The sequence below is a fragment of the Enterobacter cloacae complex sp. S1 genome, assembly GCF_014930525.1.
In the GTDB taxonomy this organism is placed as follows: domain Bacteria; phylum Pseudomonadota; class Gammaproteobacteria; order Enterobacterales; family Enterobacteriaceae; genus Enterobacter; species Enterobacter hormaechei_C.
This window is the reverse complement of record NZ_JADBRE010000031.1, coordinates 1-18,763: the sequence shown is the minus strand read 5'-3', so window position 1 is coordinate 18,763 and position 18,763 is coordinate 1. Positions and strand designations below refer to the sequence as shown.

Below are 18,763 nucleotides of genomic sequence, written 5' to 3'. Positions count from 1 at the left end.
TCCGTTCCGCCACTTATTAAGACATTAAGCCTGCCCTTTCGGCAGGCTTAATGGCAAAAACTTTAGGGGCGTAGCTCAGTTGGTAGAGCACCGGTCTCCAAAACCGGGTGTCGCGAGTTCGAGTCTCTCCGCCCCTGCCATATAGAATCCTTTGCTTCGGCAAAGGATTTTTTTTGCCTGCAAAACAGCTCAACACCTTCCTGAAGAATAAGCAGCCTGCGTTTCCGCAGGCTTTTGCGTTAATCCAGTATGCTGGTTTTTAACAGATCTTTTATCTGCGACTGCTTATCGCTGTTTTGCAGCCAAATGGCATACAGCGGCCTAGAGAGCGTTGTCGAATCGGTGACAACATGGAGTGCGGGTTTATTATCCGCCCAGCGAACAGGTAACCAGGTACAGCCTTTCAATGCGGGAAGATGCTGGCATGCGATCTCCGCAGAGCTTGTCGTGAGCTGCGGGATATCATCGCTGGCAATTAACCCCGTCTCGTGCTGCTGAAAATCAGGCCCCCATTCCAGGCGTAAATAATTCAGGCCGGCCTTCATCATTGCAGGCTCCGATGCATAGAGCGCCAGGCTAAATTGTCCAACAATCTGGCTGCTAAATTCGTCCATCTTGGGTGCTTCTGTGGTGATCAGCAGATCAAGCTGCCGCTCGTGGAGTTGCTTAACCAGCGACTGACGTTGCGCAATCCTCGCCTCAAATTGCAGATGGTTGTGTGTGCGATATAGCCGCATAAGCCATTGGCTGAGCATGCATTCCCATAGCGATGCGCTGGCACCGATCGAGAATTCATTATGCCGGGAGGTGTGCGCAACCTCCTTTCGCGCTGCCTGCCAGGTATTCATCAGGGTTTCTGCATAAGGCAACAACTTTTCACCAGCCGGAGTTAAACGAATATTGTTGCGATGGCGGGTAAAAAGGTTCACACCCAGTTGATTTTCCAGCTGTCGAATACGAAAACTGACTGCTGACTGCGTCAGGTAGAGGGCTTCAGCTGCTCGCCCAAAGTGTCGCGTTCTGCTCACTTCGAGGAAAGTTTTTAGCAATTCCGTATCCACATCTTTCTCCACAAAATTATTTGTCGTTATGATTTAAATGTTTTGTTTTACACTCTGTCAAGCGTAACTAATACTCCGCGCCATAAATAGCTCGGCCAAAGAATTAGGAGCGTGTAGGATGGCGGAAAGCTTTACGACGACTAATCGTTTTTTCGACAATAAACATTACCCGCGCGGGTTCTCTCGTCACGGCGATTTCACTATCAAAGAAGCTCAACTTCTTGAGCGCCATGGTTATGCCTTTAACGAGCTGGATCTGGGTAAACGTGAACCGGCAACCGAAGATGAAAAACAGTTTGTCTCTGTTTGCCGTGGTGAGCGTGAGCCGCAGTCTGATGCAGAACGTGTATGGATCAAGTATATGGCTCGCATTAAGCGTCCTAAGCGTTTCCATACGCTGTCTGGCGGTAAGCCGCAGATGGAAGGTGCAGAAGACTACACCGAGTCTGACGATTAAGAAGAGAAGGGGCTACGGCCCCTTTTTTTACGCCAGCATTTTTTGCAGATGCAACAGCAGCCGATCGATCGCACGGTAACTTAATGCCTCCTGCAAATGCCGCCTCTCTATTCCGGGGCAGCCCTCCACGTCGGCGACCGTGCGCGCTACTTTCAACAAACGCTGCCACGCGCGAATGGATAGCCCAAACCGCGTCAGTGTCTCTTCCAGCCAGCCTGCATCTTCAGCGTTGAGAGAACAAAACTGTCGGATCCCGCTGTTATCCAGCCGGGCATTCAGCCTGTTCTGACGAGCATACTGCCGCGCCTGCGCCGCAATAACCCGTTCACGCACAGTTGCTGAGCTTTCGCCCCTAATACCGGTTTGCCTCAGCAGACCGGGCGGGGGCAGGGGGATCTCGAGAGATAAATCAAAACGGTCGAGGAAGGGGCCAGACAGCTTACTCAGATAGCGCAGCGTCTGCTCCGGCGTACAGCGATTATGATTGCCCTGATAATGACCCGTAGGACTAGGGTTCATCGCCGCGACCAGCTGAAACTGCGCAGGGTAGCTTATTTTGGCCCGTGTACGAGACAAATGGATTTCGCCGGATTCAATCGGCTCCCGCAATGCATCCAGCACGCGGCGTTCAAACTCTGGCAATTCATCCAGAAACAAAATGCCGTTGTGCGCCAGTGAGATTTCACCCGGTCCGGGGATCGAGCCCCCGCCCACCATCGCGGTAAGAGACGCACTGTGATGTGGAGAGCGGAAAGGACGGCGGCGCCACTGTTTATACAGCGACGTAGAACTGACCAGGCTAAATATCGCGGCGCTTTCCAGCGCTTCGTGATTATTGAGGGGGGGCAACAGGCCGCTCAATCTGCTCGCCAGCATCGTTTTCCCCGTGCCTGGCGGACCTATCAGTAACAGGTTATGCCCACCCGCGGCCGTTATCTCTAACGCCCGCTTACCCTGTTCCTGACCCATAATATCGCTGAGATCCTCGGGCGAAGCTGGCGTCACCTCGTCATTCTCCTGCGGCTCGGCAAGCTCGTGTCGGCCTTCCAGCCAGGCGCAAACCTCTTGCAAATGTCCTGCGACAAGACACCCCTTTTCGGCGATAAGGCTTACTTCAGAGGCATTTTCATTGGCCACAATGATTTGTCTTCCCGCGCGTATGGCTTCAAGCGCACCCGAGATTGCTCCGGGAACGCCTCTTAACGCGCCTGTAAGCGCTAATTCACCCACGAACTCACACGTGCTTAGCCCTGGCGTATTGAGCTGTTCAGAAGCTGCGAGAAGCGCTATAGCAATAGGTAAATCATATCGCCCTCCCTCCTTTGGCAAATCGGCGGGCGCAAGGTTAATGGTGATCTTCTTCGCCGGAAAAGCATAACCGCTATTAATAATTGCGCTGCGCACGCGATCCCTCGCCTCTTTAACGGTCGTTTCTGGTAAGCCAACCAGCGTCAGCCCGGGCAGTCCATTACTTAAATGAACCTCTACAGAAATAAGCGGTGCCTTCACGCCGATGGCCGCGCGTGTATAAACAACTGACAGTGACATAAGCCCTCCTTGGCGGTGACTATGCCAGCATCATTTTTTCCTGTTTAACACTAATTCACTGAATTACGGCGCTCGTTCCAGCCTTTTAGCGGCAAAATGTAATCCTTACATGTCGGTGGAATCGGCCTCGCAGAAAAGAAATCATGCGCGCCTTGCCTGATGAAACAGGACAAAAAAATGAAAAATCTTCATTTCTATTTTTTCCCTATATAAAACAACGATTTTGAAAGAAATAGTTCGCATGCTACAGATATAGGTCATAAAAAAATCTTGTGTCAGATGAAATATCTGTGGTAACTCTTTAGGTATTCCTTCGAACAAGATGCAAAAAGAACTGAAAATGACAGCCCTTCTACGAGTGATTAGCCTGGTCGTGATTAGCGTGGTGGTGATTATTATCCCACCGTGCGGGGCTGCACTTGGACGAGGAAAGGCTTAGAAATCAAGCCTTAACGAACTAAGACCCCCGCACCGAAAGGTCCGGGGGTTTTTTTATGACTAAAAAACTTAAATGAGGAGCAGAGAATGACGACTAGCACAAAATTCTGTTTCTCCAGATTTATGACGGGGAACTAACTATGAATGGGGCACAATGGGTAGTACATGCGTTGCGCGCGCAGGGAGTCGAAACCGTATTCGGTTATCCGGGTGGCGCAATTATGCCGATTTACGATGCACTGTATGACGGCGGCGTGGAACACCTCTTGTGCCGACACGAGCAGGGCGCAGCGATGGCCGCCATCGGTTATGCCCGTGCGACCGGTAAAACCGGCGTCTGTATGGCCACCTCAGGTCCGGGCGCAACGAACCTGATCACCGGCCTGGCTGACGCGCTGCTCGATTCCGTACCCGTGGTGGCGATCACTGGCCAGGTGGCCTCTCCGTTCATCGGCACCGATGCCTTCCAGGAAGTGGATGTGCTCGGTTTATCGCTGGCCTGCACCAAACACAGCTTCCTCGTTCAGTCTCTCGAAGAGTTGCCGCGTGTGATGGCCGAAGCGTTCGAGGTTGCCAGCTCTGGTCGTCCTGGCCCGGTTCTGGTTGATATCCCGAAAGATATCCAGGTTGCACTCGGCGATCTGGAGCCGCATTTCTCTACCGTGAAAAGCGATAATGTGTTCCCGCATGCAGAGGTGGAAGAGGCGCGTCAGATGATGGCGCAGGCCAAACAACCGATGCTGTACGTAGGCGGCGGCGTGGGCATGGCGCAGGCTGTTCCGGCGCTTCGCGCGTTCATTGCGACCACGCAAATGCCCGCCACCTGCACGCTGAAAGGTCTCGGTGCGGTAGAGGCGGATTACCCGTACTACCTCGGCATGCTGGGGATGCATGGTACCAAAGCGGCAAACCTGGCGGTGCAGGAATGCGACTTGCTTATCGCCGTCGGCGCACGTTTTGACGACCGCGTTACCGGCAAGCTGAATACCTTCGCGCCGAACGCCAAAGTGATCCATATGGACATCGACCCGGCGGAGATGAACAAACTGCGTCAGGCGCATGTCGCGTTGCAGGGCGATCTTAACGCGCTGTTACCGGCGCTGGAGCAGCCGCTGGATATCAACCCATGGCGTCAGCACACCGCTGATATGCGTACTGAACACGCGTGGCGTTACGATCACCCAGGCGACGCCATCTATGCGCCGCTGCTGTTGAAACAGCTGTCAGACCGTAAACCCGCAGACAGCGTGGTGACGACGGATGTCGGCCAGCATCAGATGTGGTCAGCCCAGCACATGACCTACACCCGCCCGGAGAACTTCATCACCTCGAGCGGCTTAGGCACGATGGGCTTCGGCCTGCCCGCTGCCGTGGGCGCACAGGTTGCCCGCCCGAACGATACCGTTATCTGTATCTCCGGTGACGGCTCCTTCATGATGAACGTCCAGGAGCTCGGCACCGTGAAGCGTAAGCAGTTACCGCTGAAGATCGTCTTGCTCGATAACCAGCGTTTAGGCATGGTTCGCCAGTGGCAGCAGCTGTTCTTCCAGGAGCGTTACAGCGAAACGACCCTGACCGATAACCCCGATTTCCTCACCCTGGCCAGCGCCTTCGGCATTCCTGGCCAGCACATCACCCGTAAAGACCAGGTTGAAGCGGCACTCGACACCATGCTGTCAAGCGAAGGGCCATACCTGCTTCATGTCTCAATCGACGAGCTTGAGAACGTCTGGCCGTTGGTACCGCCCGGTGCCAGTAACTCACAAATGCTGGAGAAATTATCATGATGCAACATCAGGTCGCCGTGCAGGCTCGCTTCAACCCGGAAACGTTAGAACGCGTATTGCGCGTGGTTCGCCACCGTGGCTTTCAGATTTGCTCTATGAATATGGAAACGGCCACCGACGCGCAGAACATCAGTATCGAATTAACCGTTGCCAGCCCGCGGCCGGTCGACTTACTGTTTAGTCAGTTATCAAAACTGGTAGACGTTGCCCATGTTGCCATCTGCCAGAGCACAACCACATCACAACAAATCCGCGCTCAAGCGTGACAGGACGAAAAAATGACGACAAAAAAAGCTGATTACATTTGGTTCAATGGTGAGATGGTTCGCTGGGAAGACGCGAAAGTTCACGTGATGTCCCACGCGCTGCACTACGGCACCTCCGTGTTTGAAGGGATCCGTTGCTACGATTCTCACAAAGGGCCAGTGGTGTTCCGCCATCGCGAACACATGCAGCGTCTGCATGACTCAGCCAAAATTTATCGTTTCCCGGTCTCCCAAAGCGTTGATGAGCTGATGGAAGCCTGCCGCGAGGTGATTCGCCAGAACAAACTGACCAGCGCCTATATTCGTCCGCTGGTGTTCGTGGGCGACGTTGGCATGGGCGTGAACCCGCCCGCCGGCTATAACACCGATGTGATCATTGCCGCGTTCCCGTGGGGCGCCTACCTGGGCGCGGAAGCGCTGGATCAGGGGATCGACGCAATGGTTTCTTCCTGGAACCGCGTGGCGCCAAACACTATCCCGACTGCGGCTAAAGCGGGCGGTAACTACCTTTCCTCACTGCTGGTCGGCAGCGAAGCGCGCCGTCACGGCTATCAGGAAGGTATCGCGCTGGATGTGAATGGCTACATCTCCGAAGGTGCGGGCGAAAACCTGTTTGAAGTGAAAGACGGCATTCTGTTCACCCCGCCGTTCACCTCGTCCGCGCTGCCGGGCATCACCCGCGACGCCATCATCAAGCTGGCAAAAGATCTGGGTATCGAAGTGCGCGAGCAGGTACTGTCCCGCGAATCCCTGTACCTGGCTGACGAAGTGTTCATGTCCGGTACCGCGGCTGAAATTACGCCGGTGCGTAGCGTAGACGGCATTCAGGTGGGCGAAGGCCGCTGTGGCCCGGTCACCAAACGCATTCAGCAAGCCTTCTTCGGCCTGTTCACCGGCGAAACAGAAGACAAATACGGCTGGTTGGATCAGGTTAATCACTAAATATAAATTTGGGACGGCACGCACCGTCCCATTAAATAGTCAGACGGGAGTAAATAAAGCATGCCTAAGTATCGTTCAGCCACCACCACCCACGGCCGTAATATGGCGGGTGCCCGCGCACTGTGGCGCGCCACCGGAATGACCGACGCCGATTTCGGCAAGCCAATTATCGCCGTGGTGAACTCCTTCACCCAGTTTGTGCCGGGCCACGTGCACCTGCGCGATCTCGGTAAGCTGGTTGCCGAGCAAATCGAAGCCTCCGGCGGCGTGGCGAAAGAGTTCAACACCATTGCGGTGGATGACGGTATCGCAATGGGCCACGGGGGGATGCTCTATTCACTGCCGTCGCGCGAGCTGATCGCCGACTCGGTGGAGTACATGGTTAATGCCCACTGCGCCGATGCGATGGTCTGTATCTCCAACTGCGACAAAATCACCCCGGGGATGCTGATGGCTTCCCTGCGCCTGAACATTCCGGTGATCTTCGTCTCTGGTGGCCCAATGGAAGCGGGGAAAACCAAGCTCTCCGACAAAATCATCAAGCTCGACCTGGTCGATGCGATGATCCAGGGCGCGGACCCGAAAGTCTCTGACGAGCAGAGCGACCAGGTGGAACGCTCCGCGTGCCCGACCTGCGGCTCCTGTTCCGGGATGTTCACCGCCAACTCCATGAACTGCCTGACCGAAGCGCTTGGCCTTTCGCAGCCGGGCAACGGCTCGCTGCTGGCGACCCACGCCGACCGTAAACAGCTGTTCCTTAACGCGGGCAAGCGCATCGTTGAGCTGACCAAACGCTACTATGAGCAGGACGACGCCAGCGCGCTGCCGCGCAACATCGCCAGCAAAGCGGCGTTCGAAAACGCCATGACGCTGGATATCGCCATGGGCGGTTCCACCAACACCGTTCTGCACCTGCTGGCCGCCGCGCAGGAAGCTGAAATCGACTTCACCATGAGCGACATCGACAAGCTCTCCCGCAAAGTGCCGCAGCTGTGTAAAGTCGCGCCGAGTACCCAGAAGTACCACATGGAAGATGTCCACCGTGCGGGTGGCGTGATTGGTATTCTCGGCGAGCTGGATCGCGCCGGGCTGCTGAACCGCGACGTGAAAAACGTGCTCGGCCTGACGCTGCCGGAGTCGCTGGAGCAGTACGACGTGATGCTGACCAAAGACGACGCGGTGAAAAACATGTATCGCGCCGGTCCGGCGGGCATCCGTACCACCCAGGCGTTCTCGCAGGATTGCCGCTGGGACACGCTGGATGACGATCGCGCCGAAGGCTGCATTCGCTCGCTGGAACATGCCTACAGCAAAGACGGCGGTCTGGCCGTGCTGTACGGTAACTTCGCGGAAAATGGCTGCATTGTGAAAACCGCAGGCGTGGACGACAGCATCCTGAAATTTACCGGCCCGGCAAAAGTGTATGAAAGCCAGGACGAAGCGGTAGACGCTATCCTCGGCGGCAAAGTGGTGGAAGGCGACGTGGTTGTCATCCGCTACGAAGGGCCGAAAGGCGGTCCGGGCATGCAGGAGATGCTCTATCCGACCACCTTCCTGAAATCGATGGGCCTCGGTAAAGCCTGCGCGCTGATCACCGACGGTCGTTTCTCCGGCGGGACCTCCGGTCTCTCCATCGGCCACGTCTCGCCAGAAGCGGCAAGCGGCGGCAACATCGCCATCATCGAAGATGGCGACCTGATCGAAATCGACATTCCGAATCGTGGTATTCAGCTGAAGCTGAGCGACCAGGAAATAGCGACCCGTCGTGAAGCGCAGGAAGCGCGCGGCGACAAAGCCTGGACGCCGAAAGATCGTCAGCGTGAAGTCTCCTTCGCCCTGCGCGCCTATGCGAGCCTTGCCACCAGTGCAGATAAAGGCGCGGTGCGCGATAAATCTAAACTTGGGGGCTAATGATGGCCGAGTCACAACCCTTATCCGCCGCCCCGGAGGGGGCGGAATACCTGAGAGCGGTACTACGCGCGCCGGTCTATGAAGCGGTGCAGGTCACGCCCCTGCAAAAAATGGACAAACTCTCTTCGCGTCTCGACAACGTCATTCTGGTGAAGCGTGAAGACAGGCAGCCGGTGCACAGCTTCAAGCTGCGCGGCGCCTACGCGATGATGGCCGGGCTGACGGACGAGCAGAAAGCGCGCGGGGTGATTACCGCCTCGGCGGGCAATCACGCGCAGGGCGTGGCGTTCTCCTCGGCGCGTCTGGGGCTGAAGGCGCTGATCGTGATGCCGGTCGCCACCGCAGATATCAAGGTCGACGCGGTGCGCGGGTTCGGCGGAGAAGTGCTGCTTCACGGCGCTAACTTTGACGAAGCCAAAGCCAAAGCGATTGAGCTGGCGCAGCAGCAGGGCTTCACCTGGGTGCCGCCGTTCGATCACCCGATGGTAATTGCCGGGCAGGGTACGCTGGCGCTGGAACTGTTGCAGCAGGATGCCCATCTCGACCGCGTTTTCGTCCCGGTGGGCGGCGGCGGCTTAGCCGCAGGTGTGGCGGTGCTGATCAAACAGTTGATGCCGCAGATCAAAGTGATTGCGGTCGAAGCGGAAGACTCTGCCTGCCTGAAGGCGGCGCTGGACGCCGGACATCCGGTCGACCTGCCGCGCGTCGGGCTGTTCGCCGAGGGTGTGGCGGTGAAGCGCATTGGCGACGAAACGTTCCGCCTGTGCCAGGAGTATCTCGACGATATCGTCACCGTCGACAGCGACGCTATCTGCGCGGCGATGAAAGATCTCTTCGAGGATGTGCGTGCGGTGGCGGAACCATCCGGCGCGCTGGCGCTGGCGGGAATGAAAAAATACATCGCCCAGCACAATATTCGCGGCGAGCGTCTGGCGCACGTGCTTTCCGGTGCCAACGTGAACTTCCACGGTCTGCGCTACGTTTCCGAGCGCTGTGAGCTGGGTGAGCAGCGTGAAGCGCTGCTGGCGGTGACCATTCCGGAAGAGAAGGGCAGCTTCCTGAAGTTCTGTCAGCTGCTGGGCGGTCGTTCGGTAACGGAGTTCAACTACCGCTTTGCCGATGCCAAAGATGCGTGCATTTTTGTCGGCGTGCGTCTGAGCCGTGGTGTGGAGGAGCGCAAAGAGATCCTCAGCCTGCTGCATGACGGCGGTTACAGCGTGGTCGATCTCTCCGACGACGAGATGGCGAAGCTGCACGTGCGTTACATGGTCGGCGGCCGTCCATCCAAGCCGCTGAAGGAACGCCTGTTCAGCTTCGAGTTCCCGGAATCGCCGGGCGCGCTGCTCAAGTTCCTGCACACGTTGGGCACGCACTGGAACATCTCTCTGTTCCACTACCGCAGCCACGGCACCGACTATGGCCGCGTACTGGCGGCGTTCGAGCTGGGCGAGCACGAACCGGATTTCGAAACGCGCCTGAACGAGCTGGGCTATGAGTGCCATGACGAAACCCACAACCCGGCGTTCCGTTTCTTCCTGGCGGGTTAGGTTGTTCGGGAAAATGCCTGATGGCGCTGCGCTTATCAGGCCTACGTTCTAAGGGTTGAACTGCGTGTAGGCCGGGTAAGCGCAGCGCCACCCGGCTTTAGTGGTTCGGCAATATCGTCCAGAACGCATCAATAAGCGGCTCATGCAGCCGCTTTTTTTGTGCGCACACGCCGAGCTCGAACGGCGTTTTCTCATCGCTGCGTTCTAAAATCATCACGCGATTGCGCACCGGCTCCGGGCTGTTTTCCAGCACCACTTCCGGTAGCAGCGCTACGCCGCAGCCGAGCGCCACCATCGATACCATCGCCTCATGGCCGCCGACCGTGGCGTAAATCGACGGGTTACTGATCTTCTGGCGGCGGAACCACAGCTCAATGCGGCGGCGCACCGGCCCCTGATCGGCCATGATAAACGGCACCGTGGACCAGTCCGGTTTCTCCACCGAAACCTGGTTGCGCACCGGGCAGGGCAGCGCCGGGGCAATCAGCACTACCGCCAGATTCTCCAGCATCGAGAACGCCACCGCCCCCGGCAGCGTTTCAGGTTTTCCGGCAATCGCCAGATCCGCTTCGCCCGTAACCACTTTTTCCATCGCGTCGGCGGCATCGCCGGTGGTGAGCTTAATTTCAACCGACGGATGTTCCGCGCGGAAGCGGTCGAGAATGGGGGGAAGATGGCTGTAGGCAGCGGTCACGGAACAGAAAATATGCAGCTCGCCGGAAAGCGACGGCCCCTGCTGGTCGATGGTGTGCCGCAACTGCTGATACTGTAACAAGGTTTGCTGGGCAAAGATGCGCAGCTCTTCACCTGCTTCCGTGAGGGTGACGGTGCGGTTATCGCGCACGAACAGCGGCTGGCCGAGGTCTTCCTCAAGGCGCTGGATCTGGCGCGACAGCGTGGAGGGGCTGACGTGCATCGCCCGGGCGCTACGGCCAAAGTGACGGCTTTCCGCCAGGTGCAGGAACATTTTCAGATCGCGTAAATCCACCGATTCCACTCCCTCTTTTTACATTGCATAAATTGCAATGTGACGTTGTGAATATATCAATTTCCGCAATAAATTTCCTGTTGTAATGTGGGTACATTCTCGCTGAAACGCGAACCGAACAATAAGACACACAACATCACGAGGTATCACCCATGGCTAACTACTTTAATACACTGAACTTGCGCCAGCAGCTGGCGCAGCTGGGCAAATGCCGCTTCATGGCGCGCGATGAATTTGCTGATGGCGCGAGCTACCTTCAGGGTAAAAAAGTGGTCATTGTCGGCTGTGGCGCACAGGGTCTGAACCAGGGCCTGAACATGCGTGACTCCGGGCTGGATATCTCCTACGCCCTGCGCAAAGAAGCGATTGCTGAGAAGCGTGCTTCCTGGCGTAAAGCGACCGAAAACGGCTTCAAAGTGGGCACCTACGAAGAGCTGATCCCGCAGGCGGATCTGGTGGTTAACCTGACGCCAGACAAGCAGCACTCTGACGTTGTGCGTTCCGTACAGCCGCTGATGAAAGATGGCGCCGCGCTGGGTTACTCCCACGGCTTCAACATCGTTGAAGTGGGCGAGCAGATCCGTAAAGACATCACCGTAGTGATGGTGGCACCGAAGTGTCCGGGCACCGAAGTGCGCGAAGAGTACAAACGTGGCTTCGGCGTACCGACGCTGATCGCCGTTCACCCGGAAAACGATCCGAAAGGCGAAGGCATGGCGATTGCCAAAGCCTGGGCTGCGGCCACTGGCGGCCATCGTGCGGGCGTGCTGGAATCTTCCTTCGTTGCGGAAGTGAAATCTGACCTGATGGGCGAGCAGACCATCCTGTGCGGCATGCTCCAGGCCGGCTCTCTGCTGTGCTTCGACAAGCTGGTGGAAGAAGGCACCGATCCGGCATACGCGGAAAAACTGATTCAGTTCGGCTGGGAAACCATCACCGAAGCGCTGAAGCAGGGCGGCATTACGCTGATGATGGACCGACTGTCCAACCCGGCAAAACTGCGCGCGTTCGCACTCTCTGAACAGCTGAAAACCATCATGGCGCCGCTGTTCCAGAAACATATGGACGACATTATCTCCGGCGAGTTCTCTTCCGGCATGATGGCGGACTGGGCGAATGACGATAAGAAACTGCTGACCTGGCGCGAAGAGACCGGTAAAACCGCGTTCGAAACCGCACCACAGTATGACGGCAAGATCACCGAGCAGGAGTACTTCGATAAAGGCGTCCTTATGATCGCGATGGTGAAAGCGGGCGTTGAGCTGGCGTTCGAAACCATGGTGGATTCGGGCATCATTGAAGAATCTGCGTACTACGAATCGCTGCACGAGCTGCCGCTGATCGCAAACACCATCGCTCGTAAACGTCTGTATGAGATGAACGTGGTGATCTCCGATACTGCCGAGTACGGTAACTACCTGTTCTCTTACGCCTGCGTACCGCTGCTGAAAGAGTTCATGACCACCCTGCAAGCGGGCGATCTGGGCCAGGCGATTGCGGAAGGAGCGGTTGATAACGCGCAGCTGCGTGACGTCAACGAAGCGATTCGCAGCCACGAAATCGAGAAAGTGGGCCAGAAACTGCGTGGCTACATGACCGATATGAAACGTATCGCGGTAGCAGGCTAAACACGACGAATCGGGTGGCGTAAGCCACCCGAACTGTTTTAGCTACGCAATATCGCGCCGGGATAACCCAGCTGGCGCCACGCCTCATACACCACCACCGACACCGCATTCGACAGGTTCATGCTGCGGCTGTCCGGCATCATCGGAATACGAATTTTCTGCTCAGCGGGCAGGGCATCCAGAATGGTGGCCGGCAGGCCGCGGGTTTCCGGACCAAACATCAGATAATCCCCGTCCTGATAGCTTACGGCGCTGTGCGCTGGCGTACCTTTGGTGGTCAGGGCGAACATGCGCTGTGGTTTTTCGGATCCCAGAAACGCGGCGTAATCGTGATGACGAACGACGGCGGTAAACTCATGGTAGTCCAGCCCCGCGCGGCGCAGACGTTTGTCGTCCCACGTAAAGCCCATCGGCTCAATAATGTGCAGACGAAAACCGGTGTTGGCGCACAGGCGGATAATATTGCCGGTGTTCGGCGGAATTTCTGGTTCGAATAAGACGATGTTAAGCATGCTGCCCCCTTAATTGCGGGGGCAGAATAGCAGAAAAGAGAGGGACTAGGCGACGCCCGGTTCCTGCGCGCGGCTATACAGCATTTTGTAGACGGTTGCCGCCGCGGCCACGAGAGCAGGTACGCTGAGGATCATTAAAATACTGTCCGCCTGCCACTGCATGGAAAGAAGCTGGGCGCTGGTCATGGTGCCCGCCACGCCGCCGAAGCGGCCGATCCCCTGCATCCAGGCGATACCCGTCGCTCGGCATTCGGTAGGGTAAAAGGTGGCGGCCAGGGTCTGCATGCCCGACTGCGCGCCGTTCATCGCGATCCCCATCAGGAAAATTAACCCGCCAAACAGGGCGATATGGTTATGCTCAATGCCGAGTAAAAGAATCAGGCCCATCGTCAGCACGAAACCACACGCGACCACCTTGTGCGCTTCCCAGCGATCCATCATCCAGCCCGCGAGCAAAATGCCAGCGGTGCCGCCGAAGGTGAACAGCGAGGTGAGCCAGGCGGATTCCGCCAGCGCATATCCCATCCCCTGCATCAGCGTTGGCATCCAGCTCAGCAGGACGTAATAAATCACCAGTCCCATAAAATAGGTGACCCACAGCATCAGGGTGCCGGGCAGCCAGGGCATGGAAAACAGCTGCGACACGCTGCCTTTTTTCGACGCGACTTTCTCCTCCGCGAGGAAAAAGCCCGTGACGCTATCCAGCGTGCTGCGGGCGAACCGGCTGGCGATGCGGCGAACCTGGGCGACGTCTTTCCCGCGCTGCACCAGAAACTTCACCGACTCCGGCAACAGCAGCGCCAGCAGCACCGTTAAAATCAACGGCGCAATCGCGCCGGTCAGCAGCACGCTTCGCCAGCCGTGGTGAGGGATAAGCCAGGACGAGATCGCGCCGCCGCCCGCCGCACCCAGAGGGAAGCCGCAGTACATGGTATTGATCGCCATGGCGCGACAGCGCTGGGGGGCAAATTCGGAGATCAGCGTAATGGCGTTAGGCATTGCGGCGCCGAGGCCGAGGCCTGTCAGAAATCGCCATAGCGTCAGGGTATTCAGACTTTGCGCCCAGGCCGTGCCCAGGCTCGCCAGGCCGAAGAACAGACACGAAAAGACCAGTACGCGCTTGCGTCCCATCCGGTCCGATACCGGACCTGCAATCAGGGCTCCCAGCGACAGCCCCAGCAGCGCCGCACTCAGCACCGGCCCCAGATCCTGTTTATGTATTCCCCACTCCGTCGACAGCGTAGGCGCAATGTAACCCATCGCTGCGGTATCAAACCCATCAATCGCCAGCACCAGAAAGCCCAGCACAATTAGAAGCCAGTGAAACCCTGAAAAAGGACTTTCATCGATCACCTGCTGAATATCCACCTTACCTGAATACGCCATACGCTCCACTCCGATCTGATGTTGTTTTTGTGTTCTTGTATTTGCTTGTCTATACAATTGCGGACGGCAGGTGGATGTCAAATTTTCTTATCCAGAATGTTACGCAGGTGTTATTTTCGACAAAAAAAGCGCCCGAGGGGGAAGTCGGGCGCGGAAGAAGGGGAGGCTAACCGGGGGAGATCAGGCCACGTTTCCCTGAGAAAGAGGGGCCAGCGCCGCAGGCAGCTTACTGAGCTCCTGCACCAGAGAGTCTTTGCTGATTTCACCGATTGTTTTCGCACCGGTCAGCGTCATCGCCACCTTCATCTCTTTCTCGATCAGGTTCAGCAGATTCGCCACGCCCGCCTGGCCGCTGGTGGCCAGCGCGTACAGGTAAGCACGGCCCAGCAGCACGCTGTCCGCGCCCAGGGCGATCATGCGCACCACGTCCAGCCCGTTACGGATGCCGCTGTCGGCCAGGATCGCAATATCGCCTTTCACCGCATCGGCAATGGCCGGCAGGGCGCGGGCGGAGGAGAGCACCCCGTCAAGCTGGCGGCCACCATGGTTAGAGACCACGATCCCATCGGCGCCAAAACGTACCGCGTCGCGGGCATCTTCCGGGTCGAGGATCCCTTTGATCACCATCGGGCCGTCCCAGAATTCGCGGATCCACTCCAGGTCTTTCCATGAGATAGATGGATCGAAATTGTTCGCCAGCCAGCCGATGTAATCTTCCAGCCCGGTCGGTTTACCCAGGTAGGCCGAAATATTGCCCAGATCGTGCGGACGGCCGTTCACGCCCACATCCCACGCCCACTGCGGGTGCGTCACCGCCTGCCAGTAACGGCGCAGGGCCGCGTTAGGGCCGCTCATGCCGGAGTGGGCGTCGCGGTAGCGCGCGCCGGGGGTCGGCATGTCGACGGTAAAGACCAGCGTTGAGCAGCCCGCCGCTTTGGCGCGCTCCAGTGCGTTGCGCATAAAACCGCGATCGCGCAGGACGTACAGCTGGAACCACATCGGGCGCTTGATGGTCGGGGCGACTTCTTCAATCGGGCAGACGGACACGGTGGAAAGGGTAAACGGAATGCCTTTGGCATCTGCGGCGGCGGCGGCCTGCACTTCACCGCGACGGGCATACATGCCGCATAAACCGACAGGTGCGAGCGCTACCGGCATGGAGAGCGTTTCGTTAAACAGCTTCGTCTCAAGGCTCAGGTCAGACATATTCTTCAGCACGCGCTGGCGCAGGGCCACCTCCGACAGGTCTTCCACGTTGCGGCGCAGGGTGTATTCGGCATACGCCCCGCCGTCAATGTAGTGGAACAGGAACGGGGGCAAAATGCGCTGCGCCGCGGCGCGATAATCACTGGCTGCTGAAATAATCATGCTTTGTTCTCCCTGGAAATATCACTCTCGCCAGGCAGACGGGTAATACGCGCCTGTCGGGCCTGATCTTCATCGAATCGTTTAATGGTGGTATGCACGAAGCCGAGATGCGCCATCATCGCCTTGCGCGCGGCCTCGGCATCACCGGCCAGAATGGCGTTGAGCACCGCCTCGTGCTGTTCGGTCAGCTGAGCAAACACCGGCGGGACCAGATACATGCGCTGGCGGCTCTGCTTCACGGAGGATTGCAGCAGGTCGAAGAACCCGCGCATGGTTTGCAGCAGCACCACGTTGTGCGAGGCCTCGGCAATCGCCAGATGGAACCGCACATCTGCCTGGGAGGCGATGTCCGGGTCGCTGCTTTGCGTGGCTTCAAAACAGGCTTTGAGCTTCTCTTTGTCGGCGTCGGTTGCCCGCATCGCCGCGTGCCACGCTGTACTGGTTTCGATGGCGTGACGCGCTTCGAGGATGTCGAAGCTGTAGTCCGGGTCGTTTTCCATCAGCGTCTTCAGCGGCTGCACGATGTTTTGTTCGGACCAGTCGTCATGCTGCCAGCGCACGAAGGTGCCGCCGCCGCGACGGCTCAGCAGCACCCCTTCACTAACCAGCGTCGCCAGCGCCTCGCGCAGTGAGTTGCGCGACACGCCAAGCTGAGCGGCAAGCTGACGCTCGGCGGGCAATCTCATGCCCGCTTCCAGCTGTTGTTCTTCTATCAGCGCCCGTACGCGAGTGGCAATCTCGTCGGACAGGCGTCTGGGCATCACTATCATGGAATCATCCAGGTTAAGACATAGGCCTGCAATGTGGTGATCACGCCCACCATGCAGGTAAATATCAGGCTGTGTTTAACGGTAAAGCGGAACAGATCCGACTCTTTGCCTACCAGCCCCACCGCGGCACAGGCAATGGCGATGGACTGCGGCGAGATCATCTTCCCGGTCACGCCGCCGGTGGTGTTCGCGGCGACCAGCAGCACGTCCGAGACGCCAATCTGCTGCGCAGCCGTGGCCTGTAGGGCGGCAAACAGGGCGTTAGATGACGTATCTGAACCGGTCAGGAACACCCCCAGCCAGCCGAGGAACGGCGAGAAGAAGGTAAACGCGTGGCCGGTATGCGCCAGCGCTAACGCCAGCGTCGACGACAGGCCGGAGTAGTTCGAAATAAACGCGAACGCCAGCACCATGCCGATGGAGTAAATCGGCAACATCAGCTCTTTAATCGTCACCGCAAAGGTCTGCACCGCGGCGGCAGGCTTCATGCGCAGCCACACTACGGAAAGGATAGCGGCAAACAGGATGGCCGTGCCGGTGGCTGAGAACCAGTCGAACTTAAACACTGCCGCATATGGCGTGGCGTCGTGCACCACCGGCGGCATACGTGCGACCATTTTGTCGAGGAACGGCACGGAGATATTAATCACCATGTCGTACAGCGCGCCGCCCGGGGCGAACAGGGCTTTAAACGGCGGAATGCTCCACAGCGTCACGGTGGCGGTCAGGAACAGGAACGGTGACCATGCGCGCACAATCTGTCCGGCGGTATAGCCGGTGCGCGCCAGCGTCTGATCCACGTGCGATGCGCCCATGTCAGCAAAGCGGAAGATACGTACCGGCTGCCAGCGTTTCAGGAACAGCGTCAGGCAGACCAGCGACACCAGGGAAGAGATGATGTCCGGCAGTTCCGGGCCGAGGAAGTTGGAGCTGAGATACTGGGCAATGGCGAACGAACCGCCCGCTACCATCACCGCAGGCCAGGTCTCCTTCACGCCGCGCCAGCCGTCCATAATCGCCATGATCCAGAACAGCACGATAATGGTCAGGAACGGCAGCTGGCGACCCACCATCTGGCCGATCTCGAAGCTGTCCAGCCCGGTCACCTGGCCCGCCACCAGAATCGGAATGCCCATCGCGCCAAACGCTACCGGGGCGGTGTTCACAATCAGGCACAGGCCAGCGGCATACAGCGGATTAAAGCCCAGCCCGACCAGCAGAGCGGCGGTGATCGCCACCGGCGCGCCAAATCCTGCCGCCCCTTCAAGGAACGCCCCGAAGGAGAAACCGACAATCAGCATCTGTAAACGCTGGTCCGGTGTAATAGAGAGAATCGACGAGCGAATAATATCGAACTGCCCGGTTTTGACCGAGATTTTGTAGACAAAGACGGCGGCGATGATGATCCACGCAATCGGCCACAGGCCGTAGAAGAAACCATACACCACGGAGGCCAGCGCGCGATCGACCGGCATTTTATAGAAGAACAGAGCCACCAGCAGGGCGATGGCAACGGTGTACGTTGCGGCAAGGTAGCCCTTCAGCTTGAGCTTAATTAGCGCAAAGAAGAAAAACAGGATCGGTAGCGATGCGATCAGGCTCGACAGCCAGATATTCCCGGCCGGATCGTAGTTTTGTTGCCAGAGGCTCATGCAGGTCTCCTGAGGACCACACAGGTGTTCGTCGGGTGAGTCTCTGCTCATCTCAGCGTCACACTTAGTGTAAAAGTGGTCCATCCAATATTGTGATGTAGGGTTAATGGCAATAAATAGTTAACCAAGTGTTGCTATTCGGCAATGGTTTTGTGAAGTGGAGCATCAAAACTGTGAACGATGGATAGCTTTGCGCATGATTGGTAGGACCAAACCCGCAAAATTAACTCACCGTGTGCGTTGAGAGCGGTAGTCAGGTGGAGAGCATTACATTCGTTTTTGAGCAGATACGACGCGTAAAAGATGTTGAATAAAATGGGGAGGTGATAATATTACGTGAATTGAATGAGGTTTGTTTGCTTTATTTGTGTTTTTGAAAAGCTGTATATATGTGAGCAGAGTGATTTATTTGCTATAAATAAAATTTTTTTGGTTAAAAATGCGAAATCTAAGCTGTAGCAAAAAATTTTAATTAAGGTAAATTTCACATATAGATTTTAAC

Annotated in this window: 17 protein-coding genes and 1 tRNA gene; 10 read left to right on the top strand and 8 right to left on the bottom strand. The window is 57.3% G+C overall.

Going from position 1 to position 18,763, the window contains the following annotated elements:
- Positions 1–64: 64 nt before the first annotated feature.
- Positions 65–140, top strand: a tRNA-Trp gene (locus IM290_RS18825).
- A gap of 99 nt (positions 141–239) precedes the next feature.
- Here IM290_RS18825 and hdfR read toward each other — a convergent pair.
- Entirely contained in the window at positions 240–1,073 is an 834-nt protein-coding gene (gene hdfR / locus IM290_RS18820; protein WP_202951935.1) for an HTH-type transcriptional regulator HdfR, read from the bottom strand.
- Positions 1,074–1,179: 106 nt separating this feature from the next.
- Here hdfR and IM290_RS18815 point away from each other — a divergent pair, with 106 nt between their 5' ends.
- On the top strand, positions 1,180–1,518 hold the full coding sequence (locus IM290_RS18815; protein WP_006808641.1) for a DUF413 domain-containing protein: 339 nt from the start codon (positions 1,180–1,182) through the stop codon (positions 1,516–1,518).
- A gap of 27 nt (positions 1,519–1,545) precedes the next feature.
- Here the strand turns inward: IM290_RS18815 and IM290_RS18810 are convergent, their stop codons facing one another.
- Positions 1,546–3,066 (bottom strand): YifB family Mg chelatase-like AAA ATPase, encoded by a 1,521-nt coding sequence (locus IM290_RS18810; RefSeq protein WP_193042091.1) that lies wholly within the window; start codon positions 3,064–3,066, stop codon positions 1,546–1,548.
- A gap of 340 nt (positions 3,067–3,406) precedes the next feature.
- On the opposite strand from IM290_RS18810, the gene ilvL reads away from it, so the two are divergent.
- The 7 genes from ilvL to ilvA all read left to right on the top strand — a co-directional run bounded on the left by ilvL (position 3,407) and on the right by ilvA (position 9,957).
- Positions 3,407–3,505: an ilv operon leader peptide gene (gene ilvL, locus IM290_RS18805; RefSeq protein ID WP_001311244.1), complete on the top strand. Its 99-nt coding sequence runs from the start codon at positions 3,407–3,409 to the stop codon at positions 3,503–3,505.
- A gap of 86 nt (positions 3,506–3,591) precedes the next feature.
- Positions 3,592–3,642: a peptide IlvX gene (gene ilvX / locus IM290_RS18800; RefSeq protein ID WP_166792073.1), complete on the top strand. Its 51-nt coding sequence runs from the start codon at positions 3,592–3,594 to the stop codon at positions 3,640–3,642.
- A 2-nt stretch (positions 3,643–3,644) separates the two neighbouring features.
- Positions 3,645–5,291: an acetolactate synthase 2 catalytic subunit gene (gene ilvG / locus IM290_RS18795; RefSeq protein WP_193354490.1), complete on the top strand. Its 1,647-nt coding sequence runs from the start codon at positions 3,645–3,647 to the stop codon at positions 5,289–5,291.
- Positions 5,288–5,557 carry an acetolactate synthase 2 small subunit gene (ilvM, locus tag IM290_RS18790; RefSeq protein ID WP_193042090.1) on the top strand — a complete coding sequence of 90 codons (270 nt, stop codon included), beginning with the start codon at positions 5,288–5,290 and terminating at the stop codon, positions 5,555–5,557. The genes ilvG and ilvM overlap by 4 nt, the downstream gene beginning before the upstream one ends.
- 12 nt (positions 5,558–5,569) lie before the next feature.
- On the top strand, positions 5,570–6,499 hold the full coding sequence (ilvE, locus tag IM290_RS18785) for a branched-chain-amino-acid transaminase (RefSeq protein ID WP_003860182.1): 930 nt from the start codon (positions 5,570–5,572) through the stop codon (positions 6,497–6,499).
- Positions 6,500–6,559: 60 nt separating this feature from the next.
- Complete coding sequence (gene ilvD, locus IM290_RS18780; protein ID WP_193354489.1) at positions 6,560–8,410, top strand: dihydroxy-acid dehydratase; 1,851 nt, start codon at positions 6,560–6,562, stop codon at positions 8,408–8,410.
- Between the two features lie 2 nt (positions 8,411–8,412).
- Positions 8,413–9,957 carry a threonine ammonia-lyase, biosynthetic gene (ilvA, locus tag IM290_RS18775; protein ID WP_026094330.1) on the top strand — a complete coding sequence of 515 codons (1,545 nt, stop codon included), beginning with the start codon at positions 8,413–8,415 and terminating at the stop codon, positions 9,955–9,957.
- Between the two features lie 97 nt (positions 9,958–10,054).
- On the opposite strand, the gene ilvY is transcribed toward ilvA, so the two are convergent.
- Complete coding sequence (ilvY, locus tag IM290_RS18770) at positions 10,055–10,945, bottom strand: HTH-type transcriptional activator IlvY (protein ID WP_017693777.1); 891 nt, start codon at positions 10,943–10,945, stop codon at positions 10,055–10,057.
- Between the two features lie 152 nt (positions 10,946–11,097).
- Between ilvY and ilvC the strand changes: the two genes are divergently transcribed.
- On the top strand, positions 11,098–12,573 hold the full coding sequence (gene ilvC, locus IM290_RS18765) for a ketol-acid reductoisomerase (protein WP_006808634.1): 1,476 nt from the start codon (positions 11,098–11,100) through the stop codon (positions 12,571–12,573).
- Between the two features lie 38 nt (positions 12,574–12,611).
- Here the strand turns inward: ilvC and trmL are convergent, their stop codons facing one another.
- The 5 genes from trmL to lldP form a co-directional block, all read right to left on the bottom strand.
- Positions 12,612–13,085, bottom strand: coding sequence for a tRNA (uridine(34)/cytosine(34)/5-carboxymethylaminomethyluridine(34)-2'-O)-methyltransferase TrmL (trmL, locus tag IM290_RS18760; RefSeq protein WP_003860178.1), 474 nt, complete (start codon positions 13,083–13,085; stop codon positions 12,612–12,614).
- Between the two features lie 45 nt (positions 13,086–13,130).
- The gene (locus tag IM290_RS18755) at positions 13,131–14,471 is read right to left on the bottom strand and encodes an aromatic acid/H+ symport family MFS transporter (protein WP_032651952.1); all 1,341 of its coding nucleotides are present in this window, start codon (positions 14,469–14,471) and stop codon (positions 13,131–13,133) included.
- 180 nt (positions 14,472–14,651) lie between these two features.
- A complete protein-coding gene (gene lldD / locus IM290_RS18750) occupies positions 14,652–15,839 on the bottom strand; it encodes an FMN-dependent L-lactate dehydrogenase LldD (RefSeq protein WP_193042089.1) in 1,188 nt (395 codons plus the stop codon).
- Positions 15,836–16,609 (bottom strand): transcriptional regulator LldR, encoded by a 774-nt coding sequence (gene lldR, locus IM290_RS18745; protein ID WP_006808630.1) that lies wholly within the window; start codon positions 16,607–16,609, stop codon positions 15,836–15,838. The genes lldD and lldR overlap by 4 nt, the downstream gene beginning before the upstream one ends.
- On the bottom strand, positions 16,606–18,261 hold the full coding sequence (lldP, locus tag IM290_RS18740) for an L-lactate permease (RefSeq protein ID WP_193042088.1): 1,656 nt from the start codon (positions 18,259–18,261) through the stop codon (positions 16,606–16,608). The genes lldR and lldP overlap by 4 nt, the downstream gene beginning before the upstream one ends.
- Positions 18,262–18,763: the final 502 nt, after the last annotated feature.

Bases quoted from the DNA above. Each gene is read 5' to 3' on its own strand.
- IM290_RS18815 (WP_006808641.1), top strand. From the start codon at position 1,180: ATGGCGGAAAGCTTTACGACGACTAATCGTTTTTTCGACAATAAACAT.
- IM290_RS18810 (WP_193042091.1), bottom strand. From the start codon at position 3,066: ATGTCACTGTCAGTTGTTTATACACGCGCGGCCATCGGCGTGAAGGCA.
- ilvL (WP_001311244.1), top strand. From the start codon at position 3,407: ATGACAGCCCTTCTACGAGTGATTAGCCTGGTCGTGATTAGCGTGGTG.
- ilvG (WP_193354490.1), top strand. From the start codon at position 3,645: ATGAATGGGGCACAATGGGTAGTACATGCGTTGCGCGCGCAGGGAGTC.
- ilvM (WP_193042090.1), top strand. From the start codon at position 5,288: ATGATGCAACATCAGGTCGCCGTGCAGGCTCGCTTCAACCCGGAAACG.
- ilvE (WP_003860182.1), top strand. From the start codon at position 5,570: ATGACGACAAAAAAAGCTGATTACATTTGGTTCAATGGTGAGATGGTT.
- ilvD (WP_193354489.1), top strand. From the start codon at position 6,560: ATGCCTAAGTATCGTTCAGCCACCACCACCCACGGCCGTAATATGGCG.
- ilvA (WP_026094330.1), top strand. From the start codon at position 8,413: ATGGCCGAGTCACAACCCTTATCCGCCGCCCCGGAGGGGGCGGAATAC.
- ilvC (WP_006808634.1), top strand. From the start codon at position 11,098: ATGGCTAACTACTTTAATACACTGAACTTGCGCCAGCAGCTGGCGCAG.
- trmL (WP_003860178.1), bottom strand. From the start codon at position 13,085: ATGCTTAACATCGTCTTATTCGAACCAGAAATTCCGCCGAACACCGGC.
- IM290_RS18755 (WP_032651952.1), bottom strand. From the start codon at position 14,471: ATGGCGTATTCAGGTAAGGTGGATATTCAGCAGGTGATCGATGAAAGT.
- lldD (WP_193042089.1), bottom strand. From the start codon at position 15,839: ATGATTATTTCAGCAGCCAGTGATTATCGCGCCGCGGCGCAGCGCATT.
- lldR (WP_006808630.1), bottom strand. From the start codon at position 16,609: ATGATAGTGATGCCCAGACGCCTGTCCGACGAGATTGCCACTCGCGTA.
- lldP (WP_193042088.1), bottom strand. From the start codon at position 18,261: ATGAGCCTCTGGCAACAAAACTACGATCCGGCCGGGAATATCTGGCTG.